This window comes from Microcoleus sp. K4-B3, from assembly GCF_036704615.1.
GTDB lineage: Bacteria > Cyanobacteriota > Cyanobacteriia > Cyanobacteriales > Microcoleaceae > Microcoleus.
This window is the reverse complement of sequence record NZ_JAUBSF010000035.1, coordinates 13,430-37,945: the sequence shown is the minus strand read 5'-3', so window position 1 is coordinate 37,945 and position 24,516 is coordinate 13,430. Positions and strand designations below refer to the sequence as shown.

Sequence of the window (24,516 nt, the reverse complement as noted above, 5' to 3'; positions counted from 1 at the left end):
AGTCTCGTATACATAAACAGAAGCTTGTTTCAAGTAGGGAAACGGCATTGCCGTGTCCAGAGTTGCTATCGGCTCAAATAGGCGATCGCCTCACGTATCCAATCATCGGCATTACCTTTGGCGGACAAAGTGCTGTCTTGACTGAGGGTTTGCAGCGCTTGCAAGACTTCAGCCCCAGTGTATCCCATCGCCAGCAGGATCATCTCGACTTCTTCTTGAATAGCTGGGGGGACTCCGGCGGCGACTGAAGTTGTCAAACCAGCTTGCTGTCGCCATTCCGAGAGTTTGCTTTTGAGTTCGAGGGCGAGACGTTCTGCGGTTTTTGTACCCACGCCCGGGGTTTTGGCGAGGATGCGGGTGTTACCGCCGACGATCGCCTGGACTAAATCTTGCAATCCTAAAGTGTCGAGAAGTGCGATCGCCAGTTGAGCACCAACACCGCTAACACTCGTCAACTGCCGAAACAAATCGCGTTCGGCCGCGCTGCCAAAACCGTACAATACGATTTGGTCTTCCTTAACTTGCTGGTGGGTAAAAATTTGGGCGACTTCGCCGGATGCTGGCAATTGACCGGTCACGCGGGGCAAAATTTGGATTTCATAGCCGATTTGATTGACTTCTAGAGTCAATATGACGCGGTTGCTGCCTTTGGCGATATCGGCGACTGTGCCTTTGAGATAGCTAATCATAGAGTTTATAATACACCGCTATTCGTTTTCATCAAACTCGGCTATCATGCTGCGGATTTCGTTGAGGCTGATATCTGTGCGATTCCCTTCGGGATAGCTTCGCTTCACGGATTTTGAGTAAAAGGTTCACAAAAGTACGATCTACGGCGATTCGACTTGATAAATCATGCGATCGTCTAATATCAATTCCGGTTGCACTCCTGATAATAGCAACGGAGGACACGGCAATGCCGTTTCCCTACCCCAAAATAATCGTAGCTTGCGGGGCTTTGGCGCCATCGCCCGATCGACAGATGTAACTATCACGCCTATTAATTGTAGGGAAACGGCACTGCCGTGTCCTGACTGTGGGTAATATTAATTCCGATGCAACCGGAAACGATATAAAATCTAAAATTGATCTATGCCCTCCCACATTTGAGAAAGAGGTATTCGTTGTCCGATTTTAGTTTCCTGCAACGCTCTTCTGAGACTGGCTTTTACTTCTTCAACTGGAGTATCGTCGGGGTCGTCTTCACCTTCATCTGTAGGTTCCTGAAAGAGGACGATGATTCGCACGGGGCCCGGAGTGTCTAGTGTTAAAGGTCGATCGAGAATTAATTGACCTTTTTCGTCGATCGTTCCTGTGACTTCAAAGGCTTTCATTTTTTTATCCTAAATTTTTTTAAATTAATACTATTATATAACCCTGTCCGAGCGATTTTGTTATTTTTTAATTCAAAATAAGATGCTGTTTAACCAAAGACAAATCCGTCTTGCCAAAATTCACAACCAAAGCCACATTAAAATTTTCCAAGGATTTGACAAACCACATAATTTCATTAGAAGCTTTACCTTCATAGTGATTGAACAAAATAGAAAATCGCTTTTCCAACTCTGGTTTAACTTTTCCTGAAAGCAGTACAATTTTCAGCAGTAAACCCATTGTCCGGCTGGCGCCGAGGTTGTACACCAAGTCGTAAAAAACGTAGTGGTTGGGATGTTGAGAATTTTCCACTACTAAGAAGTTGAACAACTGGTGGCAAGTCCGAACTAACAATGGATTATTGAATTTCACCGAGTCATTTTCTCGCAATGTATTTTTGATTTGCTTGTACAAACGGTCATTAAATTGACGCCCGCCGTATTCTGGTTCGACCGACGATATTAAATATTCATATAAATCCACTTTAAACGAGCCGTAAGATGGAGTTTGTCTGGCATCTCTCAGGAAAAATTGAGCCGCTTCTTTGTAGCTGCGATCGCCCGTTACTTTTCCGGCAAATTCCCTGACCGCTAAGTGCAGTTCTGCATCGTTCAAAAGTGTGGGATTAGCCGCCCGCTGCACAATTCCTATTTCTGTATTTCTCGGCTCAACCAAATAATTTAAATATTGAGACAAATGTGTTTCAAATTGTCGCTGTCTTTGAAATGCCAGTTTTTTGATGGTTTGTTGGTCTTCCTCAATGCTGTCCTTGCTCAGTAAAGAATGGCCGTACAAATAAGGATACCGACAGATCAATTCGCCCAAAGGATAATCTGTATCTTGTTTCTGCTGTTCCGCCTCTCTATCTAAGGCTTTTACTAAGCGCTCTATGGTCTGGAATTCTTCACTTTTAGTAAAAAAGGCTATTTGTTCTTGCAAGCGCTTGACTATGTAAAATTCCATCCCAAATCGGGGAGAAGTCTGCTTAAATAAAGCTACCAACTTTGCGATCGCGAATTGGTTTTGGGAATGCAATTGCCAGCGGTTAATCGGGATGTAGCAGCAGCGGTGGAGGATATATTTAAAGTCGTAATTTGCTCGCTTGACGGAGACTATACTGTACAAAGTTGCTTCAATCTCTCGATCGGGATAGCCCATGCCGTCGATGAATAGCTTTCGGAACCGTTCGATCACCTGTGCGGGGGATTCTGTTTCCACGCAGGAGACGATGTGATCGTACAATCTCTGTTCGTTGCTGCCAGTTGGAACACTCTCTGAGGGCGGGGTGAGGATGCTGCTGTCTGCATCGGTGTCTGCGCTGCTGTCTGCAACTTGTGCGACAACGACTGTCGGTTTTTCTTCAAAAGTTCGATCGGGATTCAAGAACCAATAGTGTTCTTGGCTTAATTGTTTGTTTGCAGCCCAATCCAAAGCTGATTGCAAACTTTCCCCTGTCAATAACAGCGATTCATCTTCGCGGTCTGAAGCCAGCCAGGCTGCTAGCGCTGAGCGGTACGGAGCCAATTTTCCCAGCTCTTTTTCTACCCAGAATCGATTAAAAACTGACTGATAAATTAGGTTAGCAACTATTAATTTACCGTGAGATTTAACAACCAGTCCTGACAGTTGCAATTCGATTTTTTCGGGCGAGTAATCTGCTGGTACTCCCTGCGATTCCCCCGGTTTTGTTGGCTTGGGCGGTTGCAAAACTTGCTGGTACAGCGTTAACAGCCGTGTGAGGTCGCAGTGGCTGTGGAAAATGCGATCGCGAATTGGTGTCAAATGTTGGGGTTCGTCTTCTTCTTCCCAATTTTTAATAATTCTGTGTTTGACCAGTTTTTCAACCTGATGAGCTTCTGAATTTCTGCCAATAAAAGGCCCGTATTCAAGTACCAACTGGCAAACTTTTTGAGTTAGAAACGGTTGCCCGCCCGTCCAAGCTAATATTTCTTGGAGCACTTTTTGGGGGCGAAAAGCTTTGAGAGCCAATCCTTTTGCTAGCGGCAAACTTTCGTGCAGTTGGAATCGACTTAAATTAATCTGCCGTCCAATATTAAAAGGGTTGCAGCTTGGATCTCGGATCAATGCTGAGGGGGCTGCTACTCCCATAACAGCAAAAGTCAGGCGATCGTATTCCGGTTGCTCTGCCCGCTTGGAGTAACAAGCCCGGATCAAAGCAAAAAAATCACTGGCACTGAAATTTAGGCTACTGATGCTGTCAATGTCATCTATGAAAATTACCAGATTTTGCTCAAGTGACTTGAGCAAAACTTTTTCGATAAATATCTCTAATCGCTGCACCGGCGATAGCAGTTCGCGATCGTTCCACCACTTGATGGCATCAAACCTGTTTGTGAGGTGCAAACTGCTTGCCATGCGGTACATGATTGCGCCATACCACTTTTGGGGAGAGATATTTGGGCTGCTGATGCTTCTCAAGTTGACGGCGGCAAAAACTGTACCTTCTGCTTGCAACATTTTGGCCGTTTGCACTAGCAGGCTGGACTTGCCCATTTGTGGCGAACTCAATACGTAGCAGAAGTCTCCGGCTTTGAGTCCTTCGTAGAGTTCGCTGTCGGCCGATCGCCTGACATAGGTGGGCGCACCGGCAGGCAAATATCCTCCGACTTGATATTGGTAGGTGGAGTTGACTTCTGCTGTCATCTGGGAATTCATCAAGATGCTACGCCCCTATGCTGTGTGATCGAAAGGTTACAAAATTGCAATTATTGCCAGCTTAATATTGTTTAAAATTTTTGTTCCTCTTTTTCTATTATCTACTAGCTCACCTTTCTCCTTCTCAATCTTTACCGTATCTTTGCAAGCGTTCGCCCCAAATCCTGCGACCTGCTGGATCGTACCCCGGCACTTGATTGTTTACACTCGTTCACATAATTAGATGAATTTTCACTCGATCGGATTGAAAACGCTAAAATGCTCTTTTTTTCACATTTTTTTACAATAATACTTTAAAATTCACTCGGTGGTATGATGTTGCCAGGGAAACTCATAACCGCAGCGCCGTCAACCTTCTGCCTTCAGATCCGCGTGCCGGATGCCGGAGGAAAATGCTGAGCAAGGCTGCCAATAAAAAACCCCAGCGTTTTGCTGAGGACTGCTTGAGTGGGAGATATCGTTAATCTGCGTTTTTTTTAGTTGACTTAGATTGCATGGAATTCCATGCTGCTGACTTTCCCCGGGCTTTCGCGTTCGGGGATTCCTAAGGACAAACTTTTCGGGATGAATCCACAAAAAGTTTAATTCTTAAAGGCGTTGTCAGAACCCGGCTAACCACTCGCTCAACTATAAAAGTTAAGTCTGTGGCTAATTGTAGAAGATGCGCCCTGATGGCTTAACTACCCGATGGATTAGCACCCTGATGGCATAACTCCCTGATGGATCGGCGCCCTGATGGCTTTCGCTCCACTACCCAAAAGATTCGGGTTGGTAGATGATCGTGGACGTTAGTAACACGTCACTTCCGGCGTTTCCGATCGCAAGCGGGTGTGCCTGTCTGAATAGATTATGGCAGGCAGATTTATCAGAAGACAAGTGGGTTATTGCATCAACCCATTTCTGACAGATCGGGTTAGCCAAAAAGTGTCAATCTACGCAAATCAGGGTCATCGAACATGAAAAACAGCATCTTAGTATTAGGGGTAATTGCCTCGGCTGGCTTCGGCTTTTTCCAGGCAGGCAGCGCCAGCGCTTCTGCGATCGCCCCACAACCTTCATCAGCCAGCAGTTTTACGGCTTGGGAGAGTCGTCCCGACTTTAACTACACTGGAACGAATGAGGATGGGGAGCAAGAAGAGGTAAAAACGGGTAAAGGCAGGAAATAATTGGCGCTATTGTGTGGTTCGCTGTTGTGCGGTTGTGGTTGTGGTTGTGGTGGCGTTTGTTGTCGCAACCGCCTCGCATCGAGGCGGTTAAAACTCGATCCCAATATCAGTCTACCTAATCCCGGTGGGGGTCAGTTTCTGAGAACCGTGGATGGGAAAATAAACAGGTAAGGCAAGTCTGTCGGTGCAGTTTCCCCGCCTATAAACTTCCTTACCTTCTGATGTTCGGGATTCGGATCTGGCAAAATCGTATTTCATCTCGTAAAAACCCAATGGAAAATACTCTCGAAACTACCCGCAGACAGCGCGTATTGACAAGAACCCAGGAACGGCGTCAGGCGACACCCAAAGAAAAACAGTTGATTCACCTGCTAGCCAATATGGCTTGCAGTTTGATTAAATACGACTACAAACACGCAGCCGGGAAGGGAACCCTCCCGCCTTCGGAAAGCAAGCGTTTAGCGGAATGGCACTACCTGCGAGTTCAGCAAATCCGCCGGATCGAGCGCTCGTTGGAGCCCGTAGCGACCCTCAAGCGCGTTTACTACAAGAGCATCCTCAGTCCGAGGGATCTGAAGTCTTTGAAACTTCTGTGGCTTGAGGACGACAAGAACCGGGTCAAACGGGTCGATCCTGACTTGGACGACATCCTCAGCGAAGCTTTGGATCGGGGAGATACTTTAAAACAGCTATTTCACTCGATCGAAGTCAAAGAACGCACGTTTGCTGCAACTCCTCGCCCCGGCGCCGTGCCGCTTTGGGTCAAAGAGTGGGAAGACTCGGAATATGACATAAACTTTTTTCCGCCTTCGTTCTCTGCATGGGTTTCGATCGTGGACGACTAGCTTCAAGACAAACTCTTTGACATGGCATCGATCGTAAATTTTAGATGGTAGACTTATTTGCTATTGCTGCCATTGGCCAAGAGTGTGCGGGCGATCGGCTTAACTAGCCGGCCTTGCGCGCAGGCATCCGAGTACAGAGAAGTGAATCCGAGTCAGTACCATTGTACAATGGGGGAAAACCAGGGCTTCAGCTAATAGCTGATAGCTGATAGCTGATAGCTGATAGTTTCTCATGACTGACTCGATTTCTACTTCTCCTCTAGACTCGGCAGCCGATACAGCCGAACTCCGCTCTCAGTTGAGGTCGGGTTCGGAAAAAACTCAACTGCAACTGCTGCAACAACAAATAGCAGATTCCGGTTGGGATGTATTGATGGAATTTTTATTAGAGCGCAAGTCAGAGGCACCGACTGCGGTAATGGGTAAGGCTTACCAAATTCTTTACAGTGCTAATTCTCCGAGAGCGGCGGAGTTTTTGCAAGCGAATTTTCCGACTGGGCTCGTGCCGCTGCGATCGGACTCTAACATTGATTACACTCCCCTGCAACAATTATTGGCGTTACAGGAATTTCAAGAAGCCGATCGCTTAACTTTAGACAAGCTTTGTGAATTGGCGGGTGATACAGCTTCCGTGAGAAAGTGGCTGTATTTTACGCAAGTTGAGAGTTTGCCCGTGGCGGATTTGCAAACAATTAATACGCTGTGGAAAGTTCATTCCGAAGGCAAATTTGGCTTTTCGGTGCAGCGGGAAATTTGGCTGAGTTCGGGCAAGAATTGGGATAAGTTGTGGCCGCTAATTGGCTGGAAGAAGGGAAATAATTGGACGCGGTATCCGCAAGAATTTATTTGGGATTTGAGCGCGCCTAGGGGTCATTTGCCGCTGTCGAATCAGTTGCGAGGAGTGCAGCCGTTTTCGGCTTTGATGGCTCATCCGGCTTGGGTGAAGTGAATGGTTTGGCGCTTTTTGGAGAATGTGGGGCGGGCTGGATGTTCGGCCGCACATTTGTTGGTGAGGCAGTGTTGGATTGAACCACAGGGATTCAAACACGTTCCCCCTGTTCCACTGTTGTGCAGGAATTCACAGGCCGGACTCCTGTTCCACAGAGGAAGAGAGGGCATAGGAGCGGGCTTTAGGAAAGTTGGGAAATTTTCTATAATAGACCTCTGCCATAATACCAATCCCTTCCCCGGCCAGCAACCAACGCTTAAATAAGGATTTCAACGGTTTGTCAATAAGAACTACCCAATTTTATGACCTAATTTTTACTGTTTTTTTTCAGCTTGTAGCGGTTTTTATTGACACATAATGATCGCACCTATTCGCCCGGGTAGAATTGAACGGTAGGGCGGATGCGATCGTTTTAGGGCGGGGCGGCGGTTCTGCGGAAGATTTGGCTTGTTTTAATGATGAAAGAGTTGTCAGGGCGATCGCGAATTGTGCGATTCCAATTATTACAGGCATCGAGCATGAAAGAGACGAATCTCTCGCCGATTTAGTAGCAGATAAACGAGCCCACACTCCGACTGCGGCGGCAGTTCAATCTGTACCAATTTTAGCAGATATTTACTTTGAAGATAAGCAGCGAATGCTCTATTTAGCAAACGCTGTGCGGGCAAGATTTCAGACAGAAGAAGAGCATTTGCAACTGTTACAAAATCGATTTGAAGCGATTATCGATCGGGTGGAATCGGGAGAATTGCCTCTTGAGGAGGTTTTTGAGCAGTTTGCGGTGGCTGTGGAGTGCTTGCAGGAGTGCGAAAAATTTTTGGCGCGGGGGAAGGAACAGATGGATTTGGCGATCGAGCTTTTGGCTGCGGAACCCGATTTTTAAGCGCAGGTGAACGGGGATTAATGTATGTGAAATATGTTGATTCGTTATTAGATAATTTGTGCGATCGTAGGGGCAGGTTTTACCAACCATCTATGTTAAAAACTAAATATCTCCTAAACCCGCCCCGCCTAGATACTGGTTTTTAAGCAGAGTTTAGGTGTATTTGTCAGTTGTGTTTTGCGAGCGCAACTCAAATCTTTAAGTGCGATCATCGCACTCAGTAGTCCCTGCTTTCTGCAACAGCACCTCAACAGTATGTTTAGCTTCAGGAATCAAATTTGCTCGCGCGAGACACCAATCAGCAAATGTTCGTCCACTTTTTCCCGGTTGCGGTTCCGAGACTAACGCGGAAGGCGCATTTCTACATGATGCTAGAGCGATCGCACAACAAGTAATTGCGATCGACCGAATTACTTCTACAACACCCTGTTTGCGATACCGCTTTTTTAAATTTATGTGTTTCTGTGTAACTATGAGTGTCATAATATTGTACCTCTAATTTTCTGATACCTAAAAAGAGGAAAACTTTTTAACACATTGATATATATCTGAGTCTATGACAGTTTCAGTTGTAAAATTAATCATCATAGGGACTTCTCCATTGCGCTTTTGAAGAGATTTCGCAGGATTCACCCAGTTTATTCACATTCCCAAAATCAATTATATCAAACCCAATTGATGACACAGGATTTGATCGGCCCAGCAGACGCATCTAGATCTAAATTTCACATTCAACTTTGATGAAAATCTTGTGGGGTGGGCGTCTCGCCCGCCCCACAAATACAGTTTAGATAACCGACAGCTTACAATTTGTCGATCGACCTTTTGGCTTTATCTGTCAGATTTTTCACAGCATCTTTAGCATCTTCTGCTGCGTGGCGGGCGGAGGCTTCCGCTTGTTTGGCTTTGCCTTCAACCTGGTCTTTTTTGTTGCCCGTGATGTTGCCGAAAATTTCCTGAGCTTTGCCTTCTAAATTTTTGCCGATCGCCTTCGCTCTGTCTTCTGTACTCATGATAAGCTCCGTTTGGCAAGTTGCTTTACTAACATTGTAAAATTAACTCACCTGCAATTGCCTTTAACTTCATATTAATTTATATTCTGCTTGACCTCGGTCTTCTGCTGATGATTTACTTCCGGCAAACTCGTCACTCAAAAAGCCAAGGATTTTTTTTTGACAACTGTATACATCGGAAAAATGCGTCCTAAGAAACTATTTCAAACTCGCCGCAGCAACTTTAATCGGTTCGAGCAATTCTAAGGGCAAATGCAGCATATTCAATTGGGTGCTATCTGCTGCTTTCCTTTCCGGATCTGGGCCGTGATAATCGCTGCCACCAGTTGCCAGCAAACCGTAATGAAGACACAAATCTTTCAACTTTTGGATTTGGCTGGAACTGTGGCTGGGATGGTATACTTCAACACCCATTAAACCAGCATCTACTAATTCTTTTAAGACTTCCTCAACAGCGCCGCCCCGAAATAAATAAGGGTGAGCCCACACTGGTACTGCGCCGCAACTCTTCAGTAAATCAATGCCTTCGGCGATCGAGAATTTCTCGTAATGAACATAAGCCGGGCCGTCATCTCCCAGCCAGCGATCGAATGCTTCCCGCGATGATTTGGCGTGACCGGCTTTTACCAGCGCAGAGGCAATGTGAGGCCGTCCCGGTGCCATTCCTGGAGATGTTTTTGGCAGTTCGATCGCGTATCCCATTGCTGCTAATTTTTCGACCATTTCCTGCGATCGGCGAAACCTTCCTTCCAGGCGATCGTTCAAAGGAACTCGCAACTTATTTGCATCGGGATAAAAACCTAAAATGTGCAGCGAACGGCCGTTGTGAACGGTGCTGAGTTCGAGTCCTGGCACGATTTCTATACCGTACAAAGCAGCGGCGGCGAAGGCTTCATCCCAACCCGACATCGTATCGTGATCGGTGACGGCCAAAGCGCGAACCCCCGAAGACGCGGCGGCGGCTACGAGTTCGGCAGGGGTGAGAGTGCCGTCGGAATAAGTAGTGTGACAGTGGAGTTCTAGCATTTTTTCTGGTAAGTCAAAGTCTGCGAAATCTGCAATTATTCCCCTCACTCACGCGACATATACCGTCCCTGAGATCGACAAGTTTTTGGGTAATTTTAGTCTGTTAGCTGTAATAAGTTGTCGCGCCTTTAATTGGGACATTTATGTTTATTAAAAGCTGGCGTGGGGTGGGCATCTTGCCCGCCTTTTCTGTTGAATTTGGATGCAGAACAGCTTAGCTATTTCTTGATTTCTCGCATTGGGTGAAGGACGCCCTCTGGCAATTTGGTAGGAACCGGCGATATTTCAATACTTTGTATGTTGTGAACTGGGATAACTACCAGTTTATCTGCCAATTCGAGAATTATCGGGTCTGCCGTCAACATTTTGTGCAGGCGAGTGCCTAAAGTTGCTTGCTCTCCTACTGTTCCCTCTGGCGCACTGAACTGGAAGTGTTGCTGTTTGCCGTTGGTATAGTGGATTGTCAGATCGATAATTCTTTCTTGGTTGGTTGCTTCCATAATTTTTTCCCCCTAACAGTCGATCGGGACTTGGCAAAATTAACAATAAATCAAAACGGGCGATCGCACCACTGTTGGAAAGGTTTTGACAAAACCAGGTTGTAGGTACGAAAGTCTGGCTGCTGCTAATTTTATCACAAAAACTGTACTGAAACTCGCCCACTTACCCAGTATACAATTGGCAGTCGCGCTGTCTTCGCTCCTCAAGGCGCGAGATCCTTCGCCAGCAATATTTGGTCGATCGGGCTTTCTTCTATGCCAGTTAGCAAATTGGCTCAATTTAGCCTCTCTAGCGACTGGATTCAAAGCGCTCTCAAGTCTTACAGCAGAAGCATTTGAGCACTTTTGGTGTCAAGGTTTTTCTCTTGTGGGAACTGTGGAGGTTGCGATAGTGGCATTCTGCTGTCACTGCGGTAGAGGATTTTTTTATAAATTAATAACATAACATTCAGGTACAGCTTATGAAATCCACACTTTGTTTTCCAGAAACTTCTATAGAATCTAACACCGTTGCTGTTAACAATAATGCTATTGAATCTTGTATTGTTGCAGCTTGGATTGATTTAGTAGGAGGAGACTTTGATAATTTGGGAGGAGATGATTGGCTTCCCTTGTGCGGCGACATTGATGACGGCGAAATTTACCGCGAATGGTTTTTATGGGAAGACAGCGAAGTTACTCAAGAGTGGGAAGCTTACGATCCCATTACTAATTATCGAGTTGTGGCATCTAGCCGAGAAATGATGATTTCTAAAATCGACCAAATAGAAGATGCCAGAAAAATTTAGTTACTCGGGAGAATGTTAAATCTTGATTTTCAACTTTAATAAAAATTATGCAAACAAACCCGGTTTCTCCCAACCATTAAATAAACCGGGTTTTTCAGGTCAAAACTCTAGGTTTTGGTTGATTTATACGGCTCGAACATAATAATTTATGTCGCTAGTGCTTTTTGTTTTTCTCGTTCTAATTTGCGCTGCTTCAAGGCGGCAAGATTTTGTTTGATCGTGTCGATCGCAAATCCATTCCCCTGCTGTTGATATAATTCGCTGGCACGGAGCAAATCTGCAACAGCCTCATCATCCGATCGCAAATTCGCAAAAGCCAAGCCGCGATTGTGGTAAGCTTCTGCCAAAGTTGAAACTTGTTCTACAGCGCTGGTAAATTTATCTTTTGCTTTGCGGTACTTTCCCGACTGATAAGCCTCAATTCCTTGTTGAAAATAAACGGAAGCTTTACTGCCGCTGTCGGTATCTGGAAATTCTGGGTAAGTTAAAATTGGTTCTTTAAAGAGTACAGAAATGCTGCCATTGCCGAAGTAAGCCCAAGTCATTGTTCCAAACCCAATCCCCAGCACGAGGGCAACAATGACAGACAGAGCAATAAAATTGGTGAGTTCCATAGAGCAATATTTGTTGTATTATAATATGATAATATAATTTATAACTTCTGCAACAATGGCTGGGCGGATTTACCTCAACTGAAAAGGCTTTTTCGGGTCGCTAGCTTTAGTATTGTCGATCGGCTTAATTACTGCAACTGCAAGTTCTGACGCAGCAACCAACGCGCAAACTCAAGCAGGGTGGCAATTGTTGCAGCGGGGCGAGACGGGGTTGGTGGTAGCAATGCGACACGCGATCGCCCCAGGTACGGGAGATCCTGCTAACTTTAAGTTGGGCGACTGTTCCACCCAGCGCAATTTATCAGCACAAGGAAGAACCCAAGCCAAGCAAATTGCAGCCGAATTTCGCAACCGCAACATCAAAGTTGCGAGAGTTTTATCGAGTCAGTGATGTCGGTGTTTGGAAACAGCAAAACTAATAAATCTAGGCAAAGTCGAACCGTTCCCAGCACTGAACTCGTTCTTTAGCGACAGCAGCAAAGAAGCCCAACAAACAGCGAAAATTCGCAAATTAATTGTTGACAACCGCAACACTAAAGGCGCGATTATTCTGGTAACTCATCAAGTAAATATTACCGCGATTACTGATATTGTACCGCAAAGCGGCGAAGCTGTCATTCTTAGAGGATCTGGACAAGGTAAAATCCAAATAGTCGGACGAATTGGACGATTTTAAGAAGGTATAGCAATCCTTGCCGAATTCAGGAACTCTTTTTTTCCTCTTCCTTTGCGTTCTTCGCAGCACGATAAAATATTTTGTTGACAAATCATTAATTCTTGGTATATAAAGTGATAATGTATAAACTTTCAGCAGATTGATGACTGCGAAATATTATTGTGAGCGATAGTGCAGAAACTAAGCAACAGACAAGAAAAAGGTGGAAAGACTGTTTAGAAGCAGGAATCGATCGAGGTGAAGATCCTATAATTATCATTACCTTTCGTTCAGGATGGGATTCTGCGGCTCGTCCAGTTTTAGCACGCGGTATTGATAAGCGCGAATATGTCATTAAGGGGCAACAAGCTGGGCGTCAAATCGTCAACGATCAGGTGGTAGCAAGACTCGGTATGGCAATCGGAGCACCTGTGGGAGAACCTTGTATTGTGGAAATTTCTGAGGAACTAATTGCTGAAGATTCTAGATTTTCCTATTTGACTCCTGGGACGGCTCATGCTACGCTTTACATACCTAAATGTTCTTCCGAAAGAGAAGAAATCAACTACACAAACCAGCCAGAAAACCGCGAAAGGTTTGTTTTGCTAATTTTGTTGTACGGATGGGTCTATGCTAATGATTATCAATTCATCTATAAAAATGCTCGCCCCAATTTGGTTTACTCTGTAGATCACGGCCATTTTTTTCCAGGCGGCCCAGAGTGGAAGCAGCGCGACTTGCTCGAAGCTGCTAGTGCTGAGATCAACGGTCGTCTTGTTTCTAATTGTAAACTAAAGCTAGAGGAGATTCGCCAGGGACTTCCGCTTCTTGATGCTGTCAGCGAAGAAACCATTATTCAAGCTGTGGCTGCTCCACCCAGCGAATGGGGACTTACAATTGACGAGCGTGTTACCCTGGTAGAGTATCTTGTTAAAAGAAGACAGGATTTACTGGCGCTCTGATAGGCAGGCTCGTCGGACAAAAAGGCGGAAACAATGGCAAGTAAGTATAGTATCGTTCAATACGTTCCCAATCCAATTGCTAACGAACGGATTAATATTGGCGTTGTTGCTTTCAACGAAGAAGAGGTGCGCGTCCAGTTTCTCACAAACTGGGAGCGGGTGCGGCATTTTGGCATGGAAGATGTTACTTTCTTGAAAGAGTTTGCTCAGCGAATGTCCCAAGCGGCTGACTGTGGGTTGATTTTTCCCGGGGATAATCGAGATGCTCCTTATCAGGAACGTTTAAATAAAATTGCCCGTGATTGGCTCTCGGGTATTCAGTGGACAGAACCTCGCGGATCGTTGGAGGATGTCGATAGTTTACTAGAAGATATTGCTAGTAATTTTTTGGTGGATTTGAATTCTCAAAAACCTCATAGGCGCGACCGCGAAGCTGCTGCTAGATTAACCACTGCTAAATTCAGAAAGGTTTTTAAACAGTATGTGAAAAATGATGCCAAAGAACTCCTAAAAACAAGTTATTCAGTGCAGGGTAGTCATATGGAACACAAGTTTGATGCGGTTGTTGCTAATGGGCGACCTTACTTGGCAGCACACGGTATATCATTTGAGGTGAAGATACCCGAACACCTGCAAAACTCTTTGTCTTGGATGATTACTGATGTAAAACAGTTTCAGCCTGATTTTCCTATTGCAATTGTGGCGCTACAGCCCAAAAAAGACGTTGACAACTATCAAAAACTTGAGCAAACTTATCAGCAAGCTACCTCGACGTACTCAGAACTTGGTGCTAAAATTCTTGCAGAAGATGATGTTGAAAATTGGGTACTAGAAAGACTTGAGAAGGCTAATCTCTTGTAAATATAAAGCGATTTTCCATTACCAATTACCCTTACCAATTTATATGAGTTTCCAATACAGCGCCGCCCTAGTGACTTTAGCAGACCTTGACAAGGAAGTTCTCGTTAAATTTTACACAAAATTTCTCGACCTAGAACCAAACCCTTATATTCCCAATACTTATGCTGAATTTCAACTCAAGGGCTTAAGACTCGGCATATTCAAACCCAAAGATTCCCACAAATCGGAATTTGCCAATCGAGCAAAAACAGGCATGAGTTTGTGTTTGGAAGTCAGCGATATCGAAACTGCGATCGCCCGAATTTGGGCTTTAGGTTATCCCCCCGCCGGAGAAATTATCAAAGCTGCTCACGGTCTAGAAATCTATGCCTTCGATCCTGCCGGCAACCGCATAATTTTACATCAATCCCATTAGAATATAGGATGATGGCTAATAATTGGTGAACTCTCGATCTTCTCTTCTCTTGCTACCCTTCGGGAACGGCTTCGCCGAACGCGTCTTCGCGGTTCGTTCAAAAAAACATCTACTTCACAACCCGCTGAGGATTGCTATATAAGCTCTGCAATTGCTTCACAACCTTCCCCATGACATTGTAAAACCCGCCTCTACAACTCAAAACTGCGTTAACTATCTAATCAGTTCAGCAAAACTATAAAAACTGATTATTAATAACAACAAGGCTGTTAGATGAGTTAGTTGAAATTGAGGCCGCGGGCCCATGGATTCCCGCACCAGAATTGAAAAAGACGAACCAATTATATAACTCAGAGACAGCGTTAAATACTGCCACTGCAATGTTACACTCCACAACCCGAGCAAAATCATCGCCAAAGTCAACATCACCAACTCAACAAAGCGAGGCGGATTGTGCTGAGTAGACAGAATCAAAGTGTCCAACCAATATTGCCAAGGTCTCATGTGTTAGCGATCGAGCTTTTAGATTTAGCCTTCTAGCTTAACCTACGATCGCCACTCAGTTTGTTGCTGCAAACACCTTAAAGCCTCGGCCGTCTCAACCTGCGGAAATTGCCCGTAAAAGCGACTGACACTGTAAAAAGGGTCTGGGGTTTCCAAAATAATCGACTTATCGCCCATTTCGGCCAAAAATCCCATCAATTCTACCGGGGCGACAGGCGCACAAATCCACAAAGCCGCAGGTTGCTGCGACTGCAAAGCCAGCGCCGCCACAGCCATCGTCATCCCCGTAGCAATGCCATCGTCCACCACAATCGCCAAAGCCCCTGTCGCGCTGACATTGGGGCGTCCCGCAGATAAATCCGCCAGCAGAGATTGAGCATTATTTTGAGCCACGGGCAGTGCTAATTTTTGCAAGCGCAAATTGTGCTGCTTTTGCTTTTGCCAGAGGACGTGGCCGTCAGCAGTTGCAGCCCCGATCGCCAATTCTAAATTATCTGGACGAGTAATTTTCTTGGCGACAACCACATCCAAAGGACAGCCCAAGCGGCGCGCAATCGGTACCGCAACGGGCAAACCTCCGCGCGGCAAGGCATAAACAATCGGTTTAACAGCCTCCTGTGCCGTTAAATTCAACTTGCCGAGCTCGCCGACAACTGCCTCGGCCAGTTTTTCGCCAGCATCGGCGCGATCGTCAAAAAACGGGTTAGAGAACATATTTTTGCCTGTACGAGCTCAACGAAATAATGTGAGACTTGCGAGTATTAATTGGAGATTGTACGCGCGTGCGTAGCTATCCCGTAGGGAATCGACAGCATCGCATACAAGCTTCTAGCCAATCTCAAATCACCAAACCCGATCTAAACTATAAACTCTAGACTCAAAAAAATCTCCCTAATTGTAAAATTTATGTCCAGTGACTTGCAACTGAGCCTTTTTGACAACAATCAAAGTGCCACTTTCCAAACTGACTCAATACCAGCAAATGCCAAAATTCCCATTCCTCCCGGCACTTATCAAAATATGGAACAAATCGGCGAGCACTGCAACCGCTGTCACCGCTGCGAATTAGGCAATACGCGCACTCACGCTGTCATCGGGCGCGGCAATCCTCAAGCCTCAATTTTGATTGTGGGAGAAGCGCCCGGACAAAACGAAGACGAAACCGGATTGCCCTTCGTCGGGCGATCGGGCAAACTGTTAGATAAGATTTTAGAATCCGTGGAATTGAGTGCAGAAACCGACGTATTCATTGCCAACGTCATCAAATGTCGCCCTCCCAACAACCGCCCTCCGACAGCAAAAGAAATCGAAGCTTGCAAACCTTACTTGCTCGAACAAATTCGCATCTTAGACCCGAAAATTATTTTATTAACCGGTGCAACAGCCCTGAAAGGTTTGCTAAGCGACAAGCGGCCCATTAGTAAAATCCGAGGTCAATGGATTGAATGGGAAAATCGTTTGTGTATGCCGATTTTTCACCCGTCGTACTTGCTGCGAAACCCTTCCCGCGAACCGGAAACTCCGAAATGGTATATGTGGCAAGATATGCAAGCTATCAAGGCTAAATTGGATGAATTAAAATAGCAACTCTAATATTTTTTTGTTTGTGCTTTGTATGGGCGGGTTTCACGAACAATAATTGCCTAAAACAGATAATCTCGTAAACCCGCCCCCCACGGTAAATCCCTCAACCGAAAATTCGTGGATTTTCTGATACCTCTGTCAGGAACAGGCAAGATGCCTGTTCCACAATAAAAATTATTTCATGTGGGGTGGGCGTCTCGCCCGCCCGCAAGATGGGGAGCGTGTCATTTTTGCGATGAGTATAAATAATGGTGAACTCCACCATGACTTTTTTGCCGAGCATCAGTATAATAGGGAATAATTATCATCTCTTCCCACTTGATATATAATCATGAAAAACTTTATTGAAGCTATTGGTGGACTAATAGGACTCCTAGGTTTTGTGAAAGGCCTTCTTGAGTTCGTAGAACTCAATAGGATACATAGATATGAGAAGTTTCATGAGATGAGCAAAAGATTCGATGAGAACGAGTCTATCCAGAAAGTCTGTGAGCTTTTGGATGATAGCTCTAGCAGCATATCAGTCACAAAACAGGAAAAAGAGGTATTTATCTGCTTTTTGGAAGAGATTTACTTTATGATTATGTCTGGTATAATGAAAAAGGAAATTGCACTGTACACATTTGGCTATTATGCAAGAGAAGCAATGCACAACCAAAGATTTTGGCACGATCTTGATCGTGGGGAAGAGTATTACACAGTATTCCATAAATTCTGTCGAATGGTCTCTATCTTTGAGCCAAGCAAACTCGGAGTCAAGGAAACGCTGAAATACTGAGTACCATGAAGATAAATTCTTAGGTCACAATGTACTTTTGACGGGTTATCCTTTGATTTAGAATTGAGTATTTCCTAATTTAGAAGGTCAAACATCTTCGGAATTTCCAACTTATCTATTTCCACCTCGTGATTTATTAACAGCGGACATTATACTAGATATTATAAAAAAAGGTGTTATTAAAAAAAGAGGTACAAGTAATGACACAGGTATAAGTCCTACAACCATCGGCACTCCAACCCAAGGGTTAGAACTAACAAAAGACATGAAGCCGCTCCAATCCAGACTGTTAATTAGACCCCACCCAACAACCAACCGCAAGATGCCTGTTCCACAATAAAATTATTTTCTGTCAGTAACAGGCATCTTGCCTGTTCCACAATAAAAATTATTTCATGTGGGGTGGGCGTCTCGCCCGCCCAAAAAATACAATTTAGTTGCGAGACAACTTATTTTTTGCCTGACAATCGCGCAACCACAAACGAATAGCCTCAGCAATTTCGCTTTCACTATCTTGACCTAATAAAGGACGAACATCCGCCGCAGTACCAAACCGAGAAACGATTTTTGCCAACTCCCAGCCATTCTCCATTTTAGTGAAAAATAACCAATGATATTGCTGAATTTCGACTCGTTCTCCCCCGCGATACTGCCGTTCCAAAGTAGTAATAAAAACTTGACTGGCATTTTCAGGAAGCGCATCTTCAAAATTTAAAGGTAACGGTTCAAACTCCGGGCGGCCCGCTAAAATTATTTGAGGCAGCGCGTAACCGGGCGGTGTGTTAGTGTTAGGAGAAAAGTGCGATCGCACAATTACGCGATTAGCATAACTCGGCAAATCTTGCAACAGGCGATCGACCAAAGTTTCTAAATCAGCGGGACAGGGCGATCGCACTAACAAACCATACCGACTGGCATTTATACTGTGAGGATGATTGGTCACCAAATTAACCGCAATAGTCGGAGTTCCAACCGCAGATATCAGCAGATAAACACAGATGAACGCTGATGAAATTTTATCTGTGTTCATCTGTATTTACCTGCGGTTTAAAAAACCTTTATATTGTTATTCAATCTCTTCACAAATACGGGCAAAAGCCGCCACTGGATCGGACGCAGCAGTAATCGGCCGCCCAATCACCAGATAATCCGCACCAGCTTTCAAAGCAGCCTTCGGAGTCATCGATCGCCTTTGATCGCCTCCATCGGCCCATTTCGGACGCACACCGGGACAAACCAACAAAAAATCATCCCCGCAACTCATTCTTAACTGTTCCACTTCTTGCGGAGAACAAACAGCACCAGCTAAACCCGTTTCCTTAGCCAACAATGCCATGTGCAAAGCAAATTCGGGCAACTCCAAAGGTATTTTCAACTCAAAAGCCAACTGTCGCGAATTCAAACTCGTCAACAGAGTAATTGCAATTAATTTAGGACTCGGTTTATCCACAGCCGCCGCCCCTTCAGTCAAAGCCAACTGTGCCGCTTTCAAAGCATCTTTACCACAAGTAGAATGGATAGTCAATAAATCCACATTGTACTTAGCAGCAGCACGACAAGCACCAGCCACAGTATTCGGGATATCGTGAAACTTCAAATCGAGAAAAATCCGCTTTTCCCGCTGTTTTAAAATTTCCAAAATCCCCGGCCCGGAACTCACAAACAGTTCCAAACCCACTTTCCAGAAAGATACTTGCGGGAGTTTGTCAAGAAGTGCGATCGCCTCTTCTTGACTCGAAACATCCAAAGCAACAATAATTCGATTATCAGCGTTCATCAGCGTTCATCTTCAGTATTGATCTGCGGTTAAAAAAGAGATTCAAGACACCAATCGCACAAACTTATTCTTCCCAACCTGCAAAACCTTACCGCATAAATCAGCAGGTAATTCAAAACTAAGGTTAACATCAGAAACCCGATCGCCCTCCAACTTCACCCCGCCGCCCTGCATCAACTTCCGCGCATCACCGCTGCTTTTACAAAGCCCGCTAGCACTCAGAATATAAAACAACTTAGCCGGAAACTGGACGTTTGCCAAAGAAAACTCCGCCACAGCATCAGCTTGTCCCGCAGCACCTTTAACCAGCGCAATTGCATCTTGTTGTGCGCGATCGGCCGCTTCCGAACCGCGATACTGGCGCACCACATCCACAGCCAAAAGTTTCTGTTTTTCTCGCGGATTTTCTGGCAATTCATCAAGCGGCAAATCTGTCAATAGTTCAAAATACTGGGCGATCGAACTATCAGCAATTTTCTCCAACTTAGAATACATACTCAGCGGGTCTTCCGACAAACCCACATAATTGCCCAAAGACTTCGACATCTTCTGTGCGCCGTCAGTCCCGATCAAAATCGGCATCAGCAAACCAAACTGCGGCTTCATCCCAAAATGCCGCTGCAAATCTCTCCCCACCGCAATATTAAACTTTTGGTCGGTTCCCCCCAACTCCACATCCGCTTCCAAAGCCACCGAATCGTAACCCTGCATTAGTGGATACAGAAACTCATGCAGATAAATCGCATTCTCCTGCTGCATCCTGTTATCAAATCCCTCTTTAGCGAGCATCTGCTGCACCGTCATCGTCCCCAGCAGTTCCAAAATCTTCGCCAAATCTAATTTCGACAACCACTCGGAGTTATAGCGAATTTCCAAACGCCCGGGGGTGTCAAAATCTAAAATCGGACGCACTTGGTCTAAATAAGTCTTGGCATTTTCCGCCACTTGTTCGGCCGTCAACTGGCTGCGCATCTCGGATTTTCCAGTCGGATCGCCAATTCTTGCGGTAAAATCTCCGATGAGCAGTACGGCTGTGTGACCGGCATCCTGAAATGCTCGCAGCTTGCGGACGCAAATGCTGTGTCCCAAGTGAATGTCACTCCCTGTGGGGTCAATTCCGAGTTTGACGCGCAACGGTCGATCGACTTTTGCCAGCAGTTGGGCTAAATTTTCGTCAGGGTTGCTAGAATCAGGTCGATCTGGAAAAATCTCGCTGACGCCGCGGTAAAGCGCTGAAAGGTTAGGAGTTATCATCGGGGAGCGATCGTCCATCATATTTTGCCAAAGTGCAGCAGAATTAGTTACACTCACTGGTTGACGCATAAAAACATAACTATCAAGCTACTATAATCCCAAAGCTGACCGGCTTTCATTAGCTGACCCCGCCCAAAAACGGATACCAGCCCCCGACAACAGTCGTGGAGATCCCCAAATTTTAGACTCTTGTTCAAACTCCCAGATTCATCTGTGGAATAAATCTAAAATCTAAAATCTAAAATCTAAAATCGACTGACTGTCTCTAGGGTTCGCATCTAAAATTAAAAGTCTTAAACCCCAAATCGAGTGAGGAAGTGAAATCCACGTGTCAACCAACGCAGTCCGCAAAAACACGGAAAACTCAGCCCCCGTATTCGAGTTTGTTCAGTCAGTCAGTAAAGTGACCGCCGGAACCATACTCAGCATGACAATGCTTGCCAGTTCCGTAGTCGCTGGCGGACTGGTTGGCTTAGCGATCAGCTTCCGCAATTTGCCAGATGTTCGGATCTTGCAAACCTACTCTCCTACAGAAACTACCCACATTTACGACATCAACGGCAGGCCCCTAGCCAGCATCCACGACGAAGCCAACCGGGATGTCGTACCCCTTGACCAAATCTCCCCGAACCTGAAACGAGCCGTTCTGGCGATCGAAGATAGCAACTTCTTTACCCACAAAGGCATCAACCCCGGCGGGATAGCCCGAGCTCTCATAGTCAACCTAGAGAAAGGTAGAACCGTTGAAGGCGGATCGACTATGACTATGCAGCTAGTCAAGAACCTGTTTCTTTCTCCCCAGTCAAAATTTAGTCGCAAGGTAGCTGAAGCGGTAATGTCTATCCGCTTGGAGCAAATTCTCAACAAAGACCAAATTCTGCAACTATACCTGAATCAAATCTACTTAGGTCACAACTTGTACGGCGTAGAGACAGCCTCTCGAAGCTATTTCAACAAGTCAGCAAGTAATTTGACTCTTTCAGAAGCAGCGATGCTGGCCGGCTTAATTTCTGCCCCCGAAGAATACAGTCCTTTCGTCAATTACAAGTTGGCAAAAGAGCGGCAAATAATCGTTTTAGGCCGCATGAAGGAACTCAAATGGATTACGCCGGCCCAAGAGACTGCTGCCCGCCAGGAAAAAATTAAGCTAGGCAAAATTACCTCTTTTGGCGGCTCTCAAGTTCCTTACGTAACACAAGCCGTAGTCCAGGAACTGACTAGGCGTTTCGGGCGAGATGCCGTGGTTAAGGGAGGAATGCGCGTTCAAACCACGATCGACCTCAAAATGCAGCGCATAGCCGAAGAGACCGTCAAAGCGTGGCACAATCGGCTTTACTACCAAGGGCTGTTTTACGATCGCGATGAAGGTCAAATTGCCCTAGCCGCCGTCGATCCCCGCACCCACTTCGTCAAAGCAATGGTGGGCGGCGTCGATTACGAAAAGAGTCAGTTCAACCGCGCCATTCAAGCACGCCGCCAGCCCGGATCTTCTTTTAAGCCTTTTGTCTACTACGCTGCCTTTGCTAGCGGCAAATACACCCCGGATTCAGTTGTCTACGACTCCCCTGTCGGCTACCGCGACGGCGACGGCTACTACTACCCTCAAAACTACGGCGGCGGCTTCTCCGGTGCCGTCAGCATCCGCAGAGCTTTGGAATCATCTCTTAACGTTCCCGCCGTCAAGCTGGGACAAGAAGTCGGATTGAATAAAGTGATTGAGATTTGCCGGGTGCTAGGCATCAGAAGTCCTATGGAACCGGTGATTTCTTTGCCGTTGGGTGCCGTTGACCTCACTCCTTTAGAAATGGCCGGAGCCTTTGCTACCTTCGCCAACAACGGCTGGCATTCTGACACCACGTTTATCGTGCAAGTCACTGACAGCAGCGGCAACGTCTTGCTCGACAATACGCCCAAACCCAAATTAGTTCTCAATTCCTGGGCGGCGGCATCTGTCAACAGCGCCCTGCAAGGGGTAATTAACAACGGAACGGCAAGGGCGGCTCAACTTGGGCGACCGGCTGCTGGGAAAACTGGTACAACTTCCTCAGAACGGGATATCTGGTTTGTGGGTTACGTGCCGCAGTTGTCGGTAGCTGTTTGGATGGGCAACGACAATTACAGACCGATGAGCTACGGTGCTACAGGTGGTACTATTGTCGCCCCTGTTTGGCGTGATTTTATGAGCCAAGCTTTGGAAGGCGTTCCCGCAGAAAGTTTCAAACCAGCTTCATCTTTTGAGCGGCCTTAACTATTCAGTCATTGGGCATTGGGCATTGGGCATTGGGCATTGGGCATTGGGCATTGGGCATTGGGCATTGGGCATTGGGCATTGGGAATACTTTCTTTTTCTTCCTTCTTCCTTCTTCCTTCTTCCTTCTTCCTTCTTCCTTCTGCTCACTAGGATTGTTTTTCCAGCTCAGATTTCATCCGCTCCAGCGTTGAGTTCATTTGCTCAAACATCTGCTGGGGCGTGATGCCAAATTGATTGAGCTGTGTTTTTAACTGCTCAACAGTCATCTGAGCCATGAAGTCCTCAGACAGCTCGAAGCGCTTCATAAAAATACGGTAGCGCTCCATCATTGATTCCATCTGAGCGATGAACATTTTCTTGCCTTCGCGATCGAATTTGCCGTAATTGCCGCCTAGTTTGATGAGAGATTGATAGTCTTCAAACAACAGCTTGGCTTCTTGCTGAACAATTTCTGAATCAAAAAATCCCATAGCTTTCCTAATTTTTTAATATTTAACTAATTTCGATCGAGGCGAGAAATCCCACTGCTTTTTGTACTATTTTATCAGTTGCCGGGGGAAGTCCCTACCCCTTAAGGCGCAAGAATAAGTAGAAATTTCCGTACAGGAGAGGCATCGGGCATCGGGCATCGGGCTTGCGATGACAACAGTCAACTGTCAACTGTCAACAGTCAACTGTCAACAGTCAACAGTCAACTGACTTCAAACTTCCCCGATGCGTTCTAGAGGCCAAAACCGCACTACAGCGCGGCCGATGATATTTTGCTTAGGTAAAAATCCCCACCTGCTGGAGTCGTTGCTGTTGTTGCGGTTGTCTCCCATCACAAAGTATTCATTTTCTGGGACGCGATAAGGCCCCCACTGGTATTTAGGAGGTTCGGCAATATATTTTTCAACGATGGGTTTGTCGTTGAGATAAACTAAACCTTTTTTAACAGCGACGGTTTGACCCGGTAAGCCAATTATCCGCTTGATGAATGCTTGGTCTTGGGTAAAGCCTTGTTCTTGCAACTTTTCGGGAGGGGCAAATACTACGATGTCGCCAGTTTTTGGAGGTTCGAGGTAGTAAGAGATTTTTTCGACTACGACGCGATCGCCCACGTGCAGAGTTGGTACCATAGAATCTGAGGGTATGTAGCGCGGTTCGGCGACCAACGCTCGAATCACTATTGCTAAACTCAAAGCAATAATCACTATCTGAAGATTTTCTCGCTGCGACTTCCACGCTTTCTGCCACCAGGTTTCCGGCGGATTTTCTGCTACTTTTGTACCCAAATTATTTTTTTCAGATGTCATGAAAGTCCTCGCTATATAGTTGCCACTAATTATCTGATTAAGCTCATCAGCATTTAAATTGCATCTCAAGAAATAATCAAACCATGAGCGGGCTGGCCACGCGAACCCGCCCAAAATATACAATTTAAATGCAGTACAGCTTACCGTTGAAGTATGTCGCTGTTAATTACTAGACTTGAAGTACATGCCTTTGCAAACTATCTTGAAAGGCATCTGCGTTGCATCTGCGGTTTCCCTATCAATCAAAGATTTATGCAATAAGTCTCCTCTTGATATTAACTCATAAAAAAGGCAGAGAATTTAAATTCTCTACCTTTTTTATGTGAGGATTTTGAGTTGTTTGCGA

At 45.7% G+C, this 24,516-nt stretch carries 29 protein-coding genes; 13 read left to right on the top strand and 16 right to left on the bottom strand.

Annotated features, from left to right (window positions below; translation table 11 throughout):
* Positions 1 to 65: 65 nt before the first annotated feature.
* The 4 genes from ruvA to QUA78_RS16545 all read right to left on the bottom strand — a co-directional run bounded on the left by ruvA (position 66) and on the right by QUA78_RS16545 (position 4,038).
* On the bottom strand, positions 66 to 689 hold the full coding sequence (ruvA, locus tag QUA78_RS16560) for a Holliday junction branch migration protein RuvA (protein WP_333048677.1): 624 nt from the start codon (positions 687 to 689) through the stop codon (positions 66 to 68).
* A 141-nt stretch (positions 690 to 830) separates the two neighbouring features.
* A complete protein-coding gene (locus QUA78_RS16555; protein WP_333302224.1) occupies positions 831 to 995 on the bottom strand; it encodes a hypothetical protein in 165 nt (54 codons plus the stop codon).
* An 84-nt stretch (positions 996 to 1,079) separates the two neighbouring features.
* Entirely contained in the window at positions 1,080 to 1,334 is a 255-nt protein-coding gene (locus QUA78_RS16550) for a type II toxin-antitoxin system RelN family antitoxin (protein WP_333302225.1), read from the bottom strand.
* 67 nt (positions 1,335 to 1,401) lie between these two features.
* Complete coding sequence (locus tag QUA78_RS16545; protein ID WP_333302226.1) at positions 1,402 to 4,038, bottom strand: AAA-like domain-containing protein; 2,637 nt, start codon at positions 4,036 to 4,038, stop codon at positions 1,402 to 1,404.
* Positions 4,039 to 5,006: 968 nt separating this feature from the next.
* On the opposite strand from QUA78_RS16545, the gene QUA78_RS16540 reads away from it, so the two are divergent.
* The 4 genes from QUA78_RS16540 (at position 5,007) to xseB (ending at position 7,893) form a co-directional block, all read left to right on the top strand.
* Complete coding sequence (locus tag QUA78_RS16540; RefSeq protein ID WP_333302227.1) at positions 5,007 to 5,216, top strand: hypothetical protein; 210 nt, start codon at positions 5,007 to 5,009, stop codon at positions 5,214 to 5,216.
* A gap of 272 nt (positions 5,217 to 5,488) precedes the next feature.
* A complete protein-coding gene (locus tag QUA78_RS16535) occupies positions 5,489 to 6,061 on the top strand; it encodes a hypothetical protein (RefSeq protein WP_333302228.1) in 573 nt (190 codons plus the stop codon).
* A 232-nt stretch (positions 6,062 to 6,293) separates the two neighbouring features.
* Positions 6,294 to 7,010 carry a GUN4 N-terminal ARM-like repeat domain-containing protein gene (locus QUA78_RS16530; protein ID WP_333302229.1) on the top strand — a complete coding sequence of 239 codons (717 nt, stop codon included), beginning with the start codon at positions 6,294 to 6,296 and terminating at the stop codon, positions 7,008 to 7,010.
* Positions 7,011 to 7,395: 385 nt separating this feature from the next.
* Entirely contained in the window at positions 7,396 to 7,893 is a 498-nt protein-coding gene (gene xseB / locus QUA78_RS16525; protein ID WP_333302230.1) for an exodeoxyribonuclease VII small subunit, read from the top strand.
* 198 nt (positions 7,894 to 8,091) lie between these two features.
* Here the strand turns inward: xseB and QUA78_RS16520 are convergent, their stop codons facing one another.
* From QUA78_RS16520 to QUA78_RS16500, 5 genes are all read right to left on the bottom strand, one after another.
* Complete coding sequence (locus QUA78_RS16520) at positions 8,092 to 8,376, bottom strand: hypothetical protein (RefSeq protein ID WP_333302231.1); 285 nt, start codon at positions 8,374 to 8,376, stop codon at positions 8,092 to 8,094.
* Positions 8,377 to 8,696: 320 nt separating this feature from the next.
* Positions 8,697 to 8,906: a CsbD family protein gene (locus QUA78_RS16515; RefSeq protein ID WP_333199510.1), complete on the bottom strand. Its 210-nt coding sequence runs from the start codon at positions 8,904 to 8,906 to the stop codon at positions 8,697 to 8,699.
* A 198-nt stretch (positions 8,907 to 9,104) separates the two neighbouring features.
* Complete coding sequence (locus QUA78_RS16510) at positions 9,105 to 9,932, bottom strand: PHP domain-containing protein (RefSeq protein ID WP_333155610.1); 828 nt, start codon at positions 9,930 to 9,932, stop codon at positions 9,105 to 9,107.
* A 218-nt stretch (positions 9,933 to 10,150) separates the two neighbouring features.
* Positions 10,151 to 10,432 carry a hypothetical protein gene (locus tag QUA78_RS16505; RefSeq protein ID WP_333302232.1) on the bottom strand — a complete coding sequence of 94 codons (282 nt, stop codon included), beginning with the start codon at positions 10,430 to 10,432 and terminating at the stop codon, positions 10,151 to 10,153.
* A 39-nt stretch (positions 10,433 to 10,471) separates the two neighbouring features.
* Positions 10,472 to 10,738, bottom strand: coding sequence for a hypothetical protein (locus QUA78_RS16500; protein WP_333302233.1), 267 nt, complete (start codon positions 10,736 to 10,738; stop codon positions 10,472 to 10,474).
* Between the two features lie 155 nt (positions 10,739 to 10,893).
* On the opposite strand from QUA78_RS16500, the gene QUA78_RS16495 reads away from it, so the two are divergent.
* Positions 10,894 to 11,220 carry a hypothetical protein gene (locus tag QUA78_RS16495; protein ID WP_333302234.1) on the top strand — a complete coding sequence of 109 codons (327 nt, stop codon included), beginning with the start codon at positions 10,894 to 10,896 and terminating at the stop codon, positions 11,218 to 11,220.
* A gap of 146 nt (positions 11,221 to 11,366) precedes the next feature.
* Here QUA78_RS16495 and QUA78_RS16490 read toward each other — a convergent pair whose 3' ends face one another.
* The gene (locus QUA78_RS16490; RefSeq protein WP_333302235.1) at positions 11,367 to 11,834 is read right to left on the bottom strand and encodes a hypothetical protein; all 468 of its coding nucleotides are present in this window, start codon (positions 11,832 to 11,834) and stop codon (positions 11,367 to 11,369) included.
* Between the two features lie 112 nt (positions 11,835 to 11,946).
* Between QUA78_RS16490 and QUA78_RS16485 the strand changes: the two genes are divergently transcribed.
* The 5 genes from QUA78_RS16485 to QUA78_RS16465 all read left to right on the top strand — a co-directional run bounded on the left by QUA78_RS16485 (position 11,947) and on the right by QUA78_RS16465 (position 14,727).
* Positions 11,947 to 12,225 carry a hypothetical protein gene (locus tag QUA78_RS16485; RefSeq protein WP_333302236.1) on the top strand — a complete coding sequence of 93 codons (279 nt, stop codon included), beginning with the start codon at positions 11,947 to 11,949 and terminating at the stop codon, positions 12,223 to 12,225.
* A 9-nt stretch (positions 12,226 to 12,234) separates the two neighbouring features.
* Entirely contained in the window at positions 12,235 to 12,510 is a 276-nt protein-coding gene (locus tag QUA78_RS16480; protein WP_333302237.1) for a hypothetical protein, read from the top strand.
* 161 nt (positions 12,511 to 12,671) lie between these two features.
* The gene (locus QUA78_RS16475) at positions 12,672 to 13,451 is read left to right on the top strand and encodes a HipA family kinase (RefSeq protein ID WP_333302238.1); all 780 of its coding nucleotides are present in this window, start codon (positions 12,672 to 12,674) and stop codon (positions 13,449 to 13,451) included.
* A 33-nt stretch (positions 13,452 to 13,484) separates the two neighbouring features.
* Positions 13,485 to 14,312, top strand: a complete 828-nt coding sequence (locus QUA78_RS16470) for a DUF3037 domain-containing protein (protein WP_333302239.1) — start codon at positions 13,485 to 13,487, stop codon at positions 14,310 to 14,312.
* 43 nt (positions 14,313 to 14,355) lie between these two features.
* The gene (locus QUA78_RS16465; RefSeq protein WP_333302240.1) at positions 14,356 to 14,727 is read left to right on the top strand and encodes a VOC family protein; all 372 of its coding nucleotides are present in this window, start codon (positions 14,356 to 14,358) and stop codon (positions 14,725 to 14,727) included.
* Between the two features lie 546 nt (positions 14,728 to 15,273).
* Here the strand turns inward: QUA78_RS16465 and QUA78_RS16460 are convergent.
* On the bottom strand, positions 15,274 to 15,945 hold the full coding sequence (locus QUA78_RS16460) for a phosphoribosyltransferase family protein (RefSeq protein WP_333302241.1): 672 nt from the start codon (positions 15,943 to 15,945) through the stop codon (positions 15,274 to 15,276).
* 192 nt (positions 15,946 to 16,137) lie between these two features.
* Between QUA78_RS16460 and QUA78_RS16455 the strand changes: the two genes are divergently transcribed.
* Together QUA78_RS16455 and QUA78_RS16450 are read left to right on the top strand one after the other, a co-directional pair.
* Positions 16,138 to 16,815, top strand: coding sequence for a uracil-DNA glycosylase (locus QUA78_RS16455; RefSeq protein ID WP_333302242.1), 678 nt, complete (start codon positions 16,138 to 16,140; stop codon positions 16,813 to 16,815).
* A gap of 331 nt (positions 16,816 to 17,146) precedes the next feature.
* Positions 17,147 to 17,593 carry a hypothetical protein gene (locus QUA78_RS16450; RefSeq protein WP_333302243.1) on the top strand — a complete coding sequence of 149 codons (447 nt, stop codon included), beginning with the start codon at positions 17,147 to 17,149 and terminating at the stop codon, positions 17,591 to 17,593.
* A gap of 433 nt (positions 17,594 to 18,026) precedes the next feature.
* Here QUA78_RS16450 and QUA78_RS16445 read toward each other — a convergent pair whose 3' ends face one another.
* From QUA78_RS16445 to tyrS, 3 genes are read right to left on the bottom strand one after another with little or no spacing between them, the layout of a single operon-like run.
* Positions 18,027 to 18,623, bottom strand: coding sequence for a hypothetical protein (locus QUA78_RS16445; RefSeq protein ID WP_333302244.1), 597 nt, complete (start codon positions 18,621 to 18,623; stop codon positions 18,027 to 18,029).
* Between the two features lie 36 nt (positions 18,624 to 18,659).
* Complete coding sequence (gene pyrF / locus QUA78_RS16440) at positions 18,660 to 19,370, bottom strand: orotidine-5'-phosphate decarboxylase (protein WP_333302245.1); 711 nt, start codon at positions 19,368 to 19,370, stop codon at positions 18,660 to 18,662.
* A 42-nt stretch (positions 19,371 to 19,412) separates the two neighbouring features.
* Positions 19,413 to 20,645, bottom strand: a complete 1,233-nt coding sequence (gene tyrS, locus QUA78_RS16435; protein ID WP_333302248.1) for a tyrosine--tRNA ligase — start codon at positions 20,643 to 20,645, stop codon at positions 19,413 to 19,415.
* Positions 20,646 to 20,952: 307 nt separating this feature from the next.
* On the opposite strand from tyrS, the gene QUA78_RS16430 reads away from it, so the two are divergent.
* On the top strand, positions 20,953 to 22,872 hold the full coding sequence (locus tag QUA78_RS16430) for a penicillin-binding protein 1A (protein WP_333398908.1): 1,920 nt from the start codon (positions 20,953 to 20,955) through the stop codon (positions 22,870 to 22,872).
* A gap of 149 nt (positions 22,873 to 23,021) precedes the next feature.
* Here the strand turns inward: QUA78_RS16430 and QUA78_RS16425 are convergent, their stop codons facing one another.
* Positions 23,022 to 23,345: a DUF1825 family protein gene (locus tag QUA78_RS16425; protein WP_006632589.1), complete on the bottom strand. Its 324-nt coding sequence runs from the start codon at positions 23,343 to 23,345 to the stop codon at positions 23,022 to 23,024.
* A 231-nt stretch (positions 23,346 to 23,576) separates the two neighbouring features.
* Positions 23,577 to 24,170: a signal peptidase I gene (gene lepB / locus QUA78_RS16420; protein ID WP_333398907.1), complete on the bottom strand. Its 594-nt coding sequence runs from the start codon at positions 24,168 to 24,170 to the stop codon at positions 23,577 to 23,579.
* Positions 24,171 to 24,516: the final 346 nt, after the last annotated feature.

Bases quoted from the DNA above. Each gene is read 5' to 3' on its own strand.
- ruvA (WP_333048677.1), bottom strand. From the start codon at position 689: ATGATTAGCTATCTCAAAGGCACAGTCGCCGATATCGCCAAAGGCAGC.
- QUA78_RS16550 (WP_333302225.1), bottom strand. From the start codon at position 1,334: ATGAAAGCCTTTGAAGTCACAGGAACGATCGACGAAAAAGGTCAATTA.
- QUA78_RS16545 (WP_333302226.1), bottom strand. From the start codon at position 4,038: ATGACAGCAGAAGTCAACTCCACCTACCAATATCAAGTCGGAGGATAT.
- QUA78_RS16540 (WP_333302227.1), top strand. From the start codon at position 5,007: ATGAAAAACAGCATCTTAGTATTAGGGGTAATTGCCTCGGCTGGCTTC.
- QUA78_RS16535 (WP_333302228.1), top strand. From the start codon at position 5,489: ATGGAAAATACTCTCGAAACTACCCGCAGACAGCGCGTATTGACAAGA.
- QUA78_RS16530 (WP_333302229.1), top strand. From the start codon at position 6,294: ATGACTGACTCGATTTCTACTTCTCCTCTAGACTCGGCAGCCGATACA.
- QUA78_RS16520 (WP_333302231.1), bottom strand. From the start codon at position 8,376: ATGACACTCATAGTTACACAGAAACACATAAATTTAAAAAAGCGGTAT.
- QUA78_RS16515 (WP_333199510.1), bottom strand. From the start codon at position 8,906: ATGAGTACAGAAGACAGAGCGAAGGCGATCGGCAAAAATTTAGAAGGC.
- QUA78_RS16510 (WP_333155610.1), bottom strand. From the start codon at position 9,932: ATGCTAGAACTCCACTGTCACACTACTTATTCCGACGGCACTCTCACC.
- QUA78_RS16505 (WP_333302232.1), bottom strand. From the start codon at position 10,432: ATGGAAGCAACCAACCAAGAAAGAATTATCGATCTGACAATCCACTAT.
- QUA78_RS16495 (WP_333302234.1), top strand. From the start codon at position 10,894: ATGAAATCCACACTTTGTTTTCCAGAAACTTCTATAGAATCTAACACC.
- QUA78_RS16490 (WP_333302235.1), bottom strand. From the start codon at position 11,834: ATGGAACTCACCAATTTTATTGCTCTGTCTGTCATTGTTGCCCTCGTG.
- QUA78_RS16470 (WP_333302239.1), top strand. From the start codon at position 13,485: ATGGCAAGTAAGTATAGTATCGTTCAATACGTTCCCAATCCAATTGCT.
- QUA78_RS16465 (WP_333302240.1), top strand. From the start codon at position 14,356: ATGAGTTTCCAATACAGCGCCGCCCTAGTGACTTTAGCAGACCTTGAC.
- QUA78_RS16460 (WP_333302241.1), bottom strand. From the start codon at position 15,945: ATGTTCTCTAACCCGTTTTTTGACGATCGCGCCGATGCTGGCGAAAAA.
- QUA78_RS16455 (WP_333302242.1), top strand. From the start codon at position 16,138: ATGTCCAGTGACTTGCAACTGAGCCTTTTTGACAACAATCAAAGTGCC.
- QUA78_RS16450 (WP_333302243.1), top strand. From the start codon at position 17,147: ATGAAAAACTTTATTGAAGCTATTGGTGGACTAATAGGACTCCTAGGT.
- QUA78_RS16445 (WP_333302244.1), bottom strand. From the start codon at position 18,623: ATGAACACAGATAAAATTTCATCAGCGTTCATCTGTGTTTATCTGCTG.
- pyrF (WP_333302245.1), bottom strand. From the start codon at position 19,370: ATGAACGCTGATAATCGAATTATTGTTGCTTTGGATGTTTCGAGTCAA.
- tyrS (WP_333302248.1), bottom strand. From the start codon at position 20,645: ATGATGGACGATCGCTCCCCGATGATAACTCCTAACCTTTCAGCGCTT.
- QUA78_RS16425 (WP_006632589.1), bottom strand. From the start codon at position 23,345: ATGGGATTTTTTGATTCAGAAATTGTTCAGCAAGAAGCCAAGCTGTTG.
- lepB (WP_333398907.1), bottom strand. From the start codon at position 24,170: ATGACATCTGAAAAAAATAATTTGGGTACAAAAGTAGCAGAAAATCCG.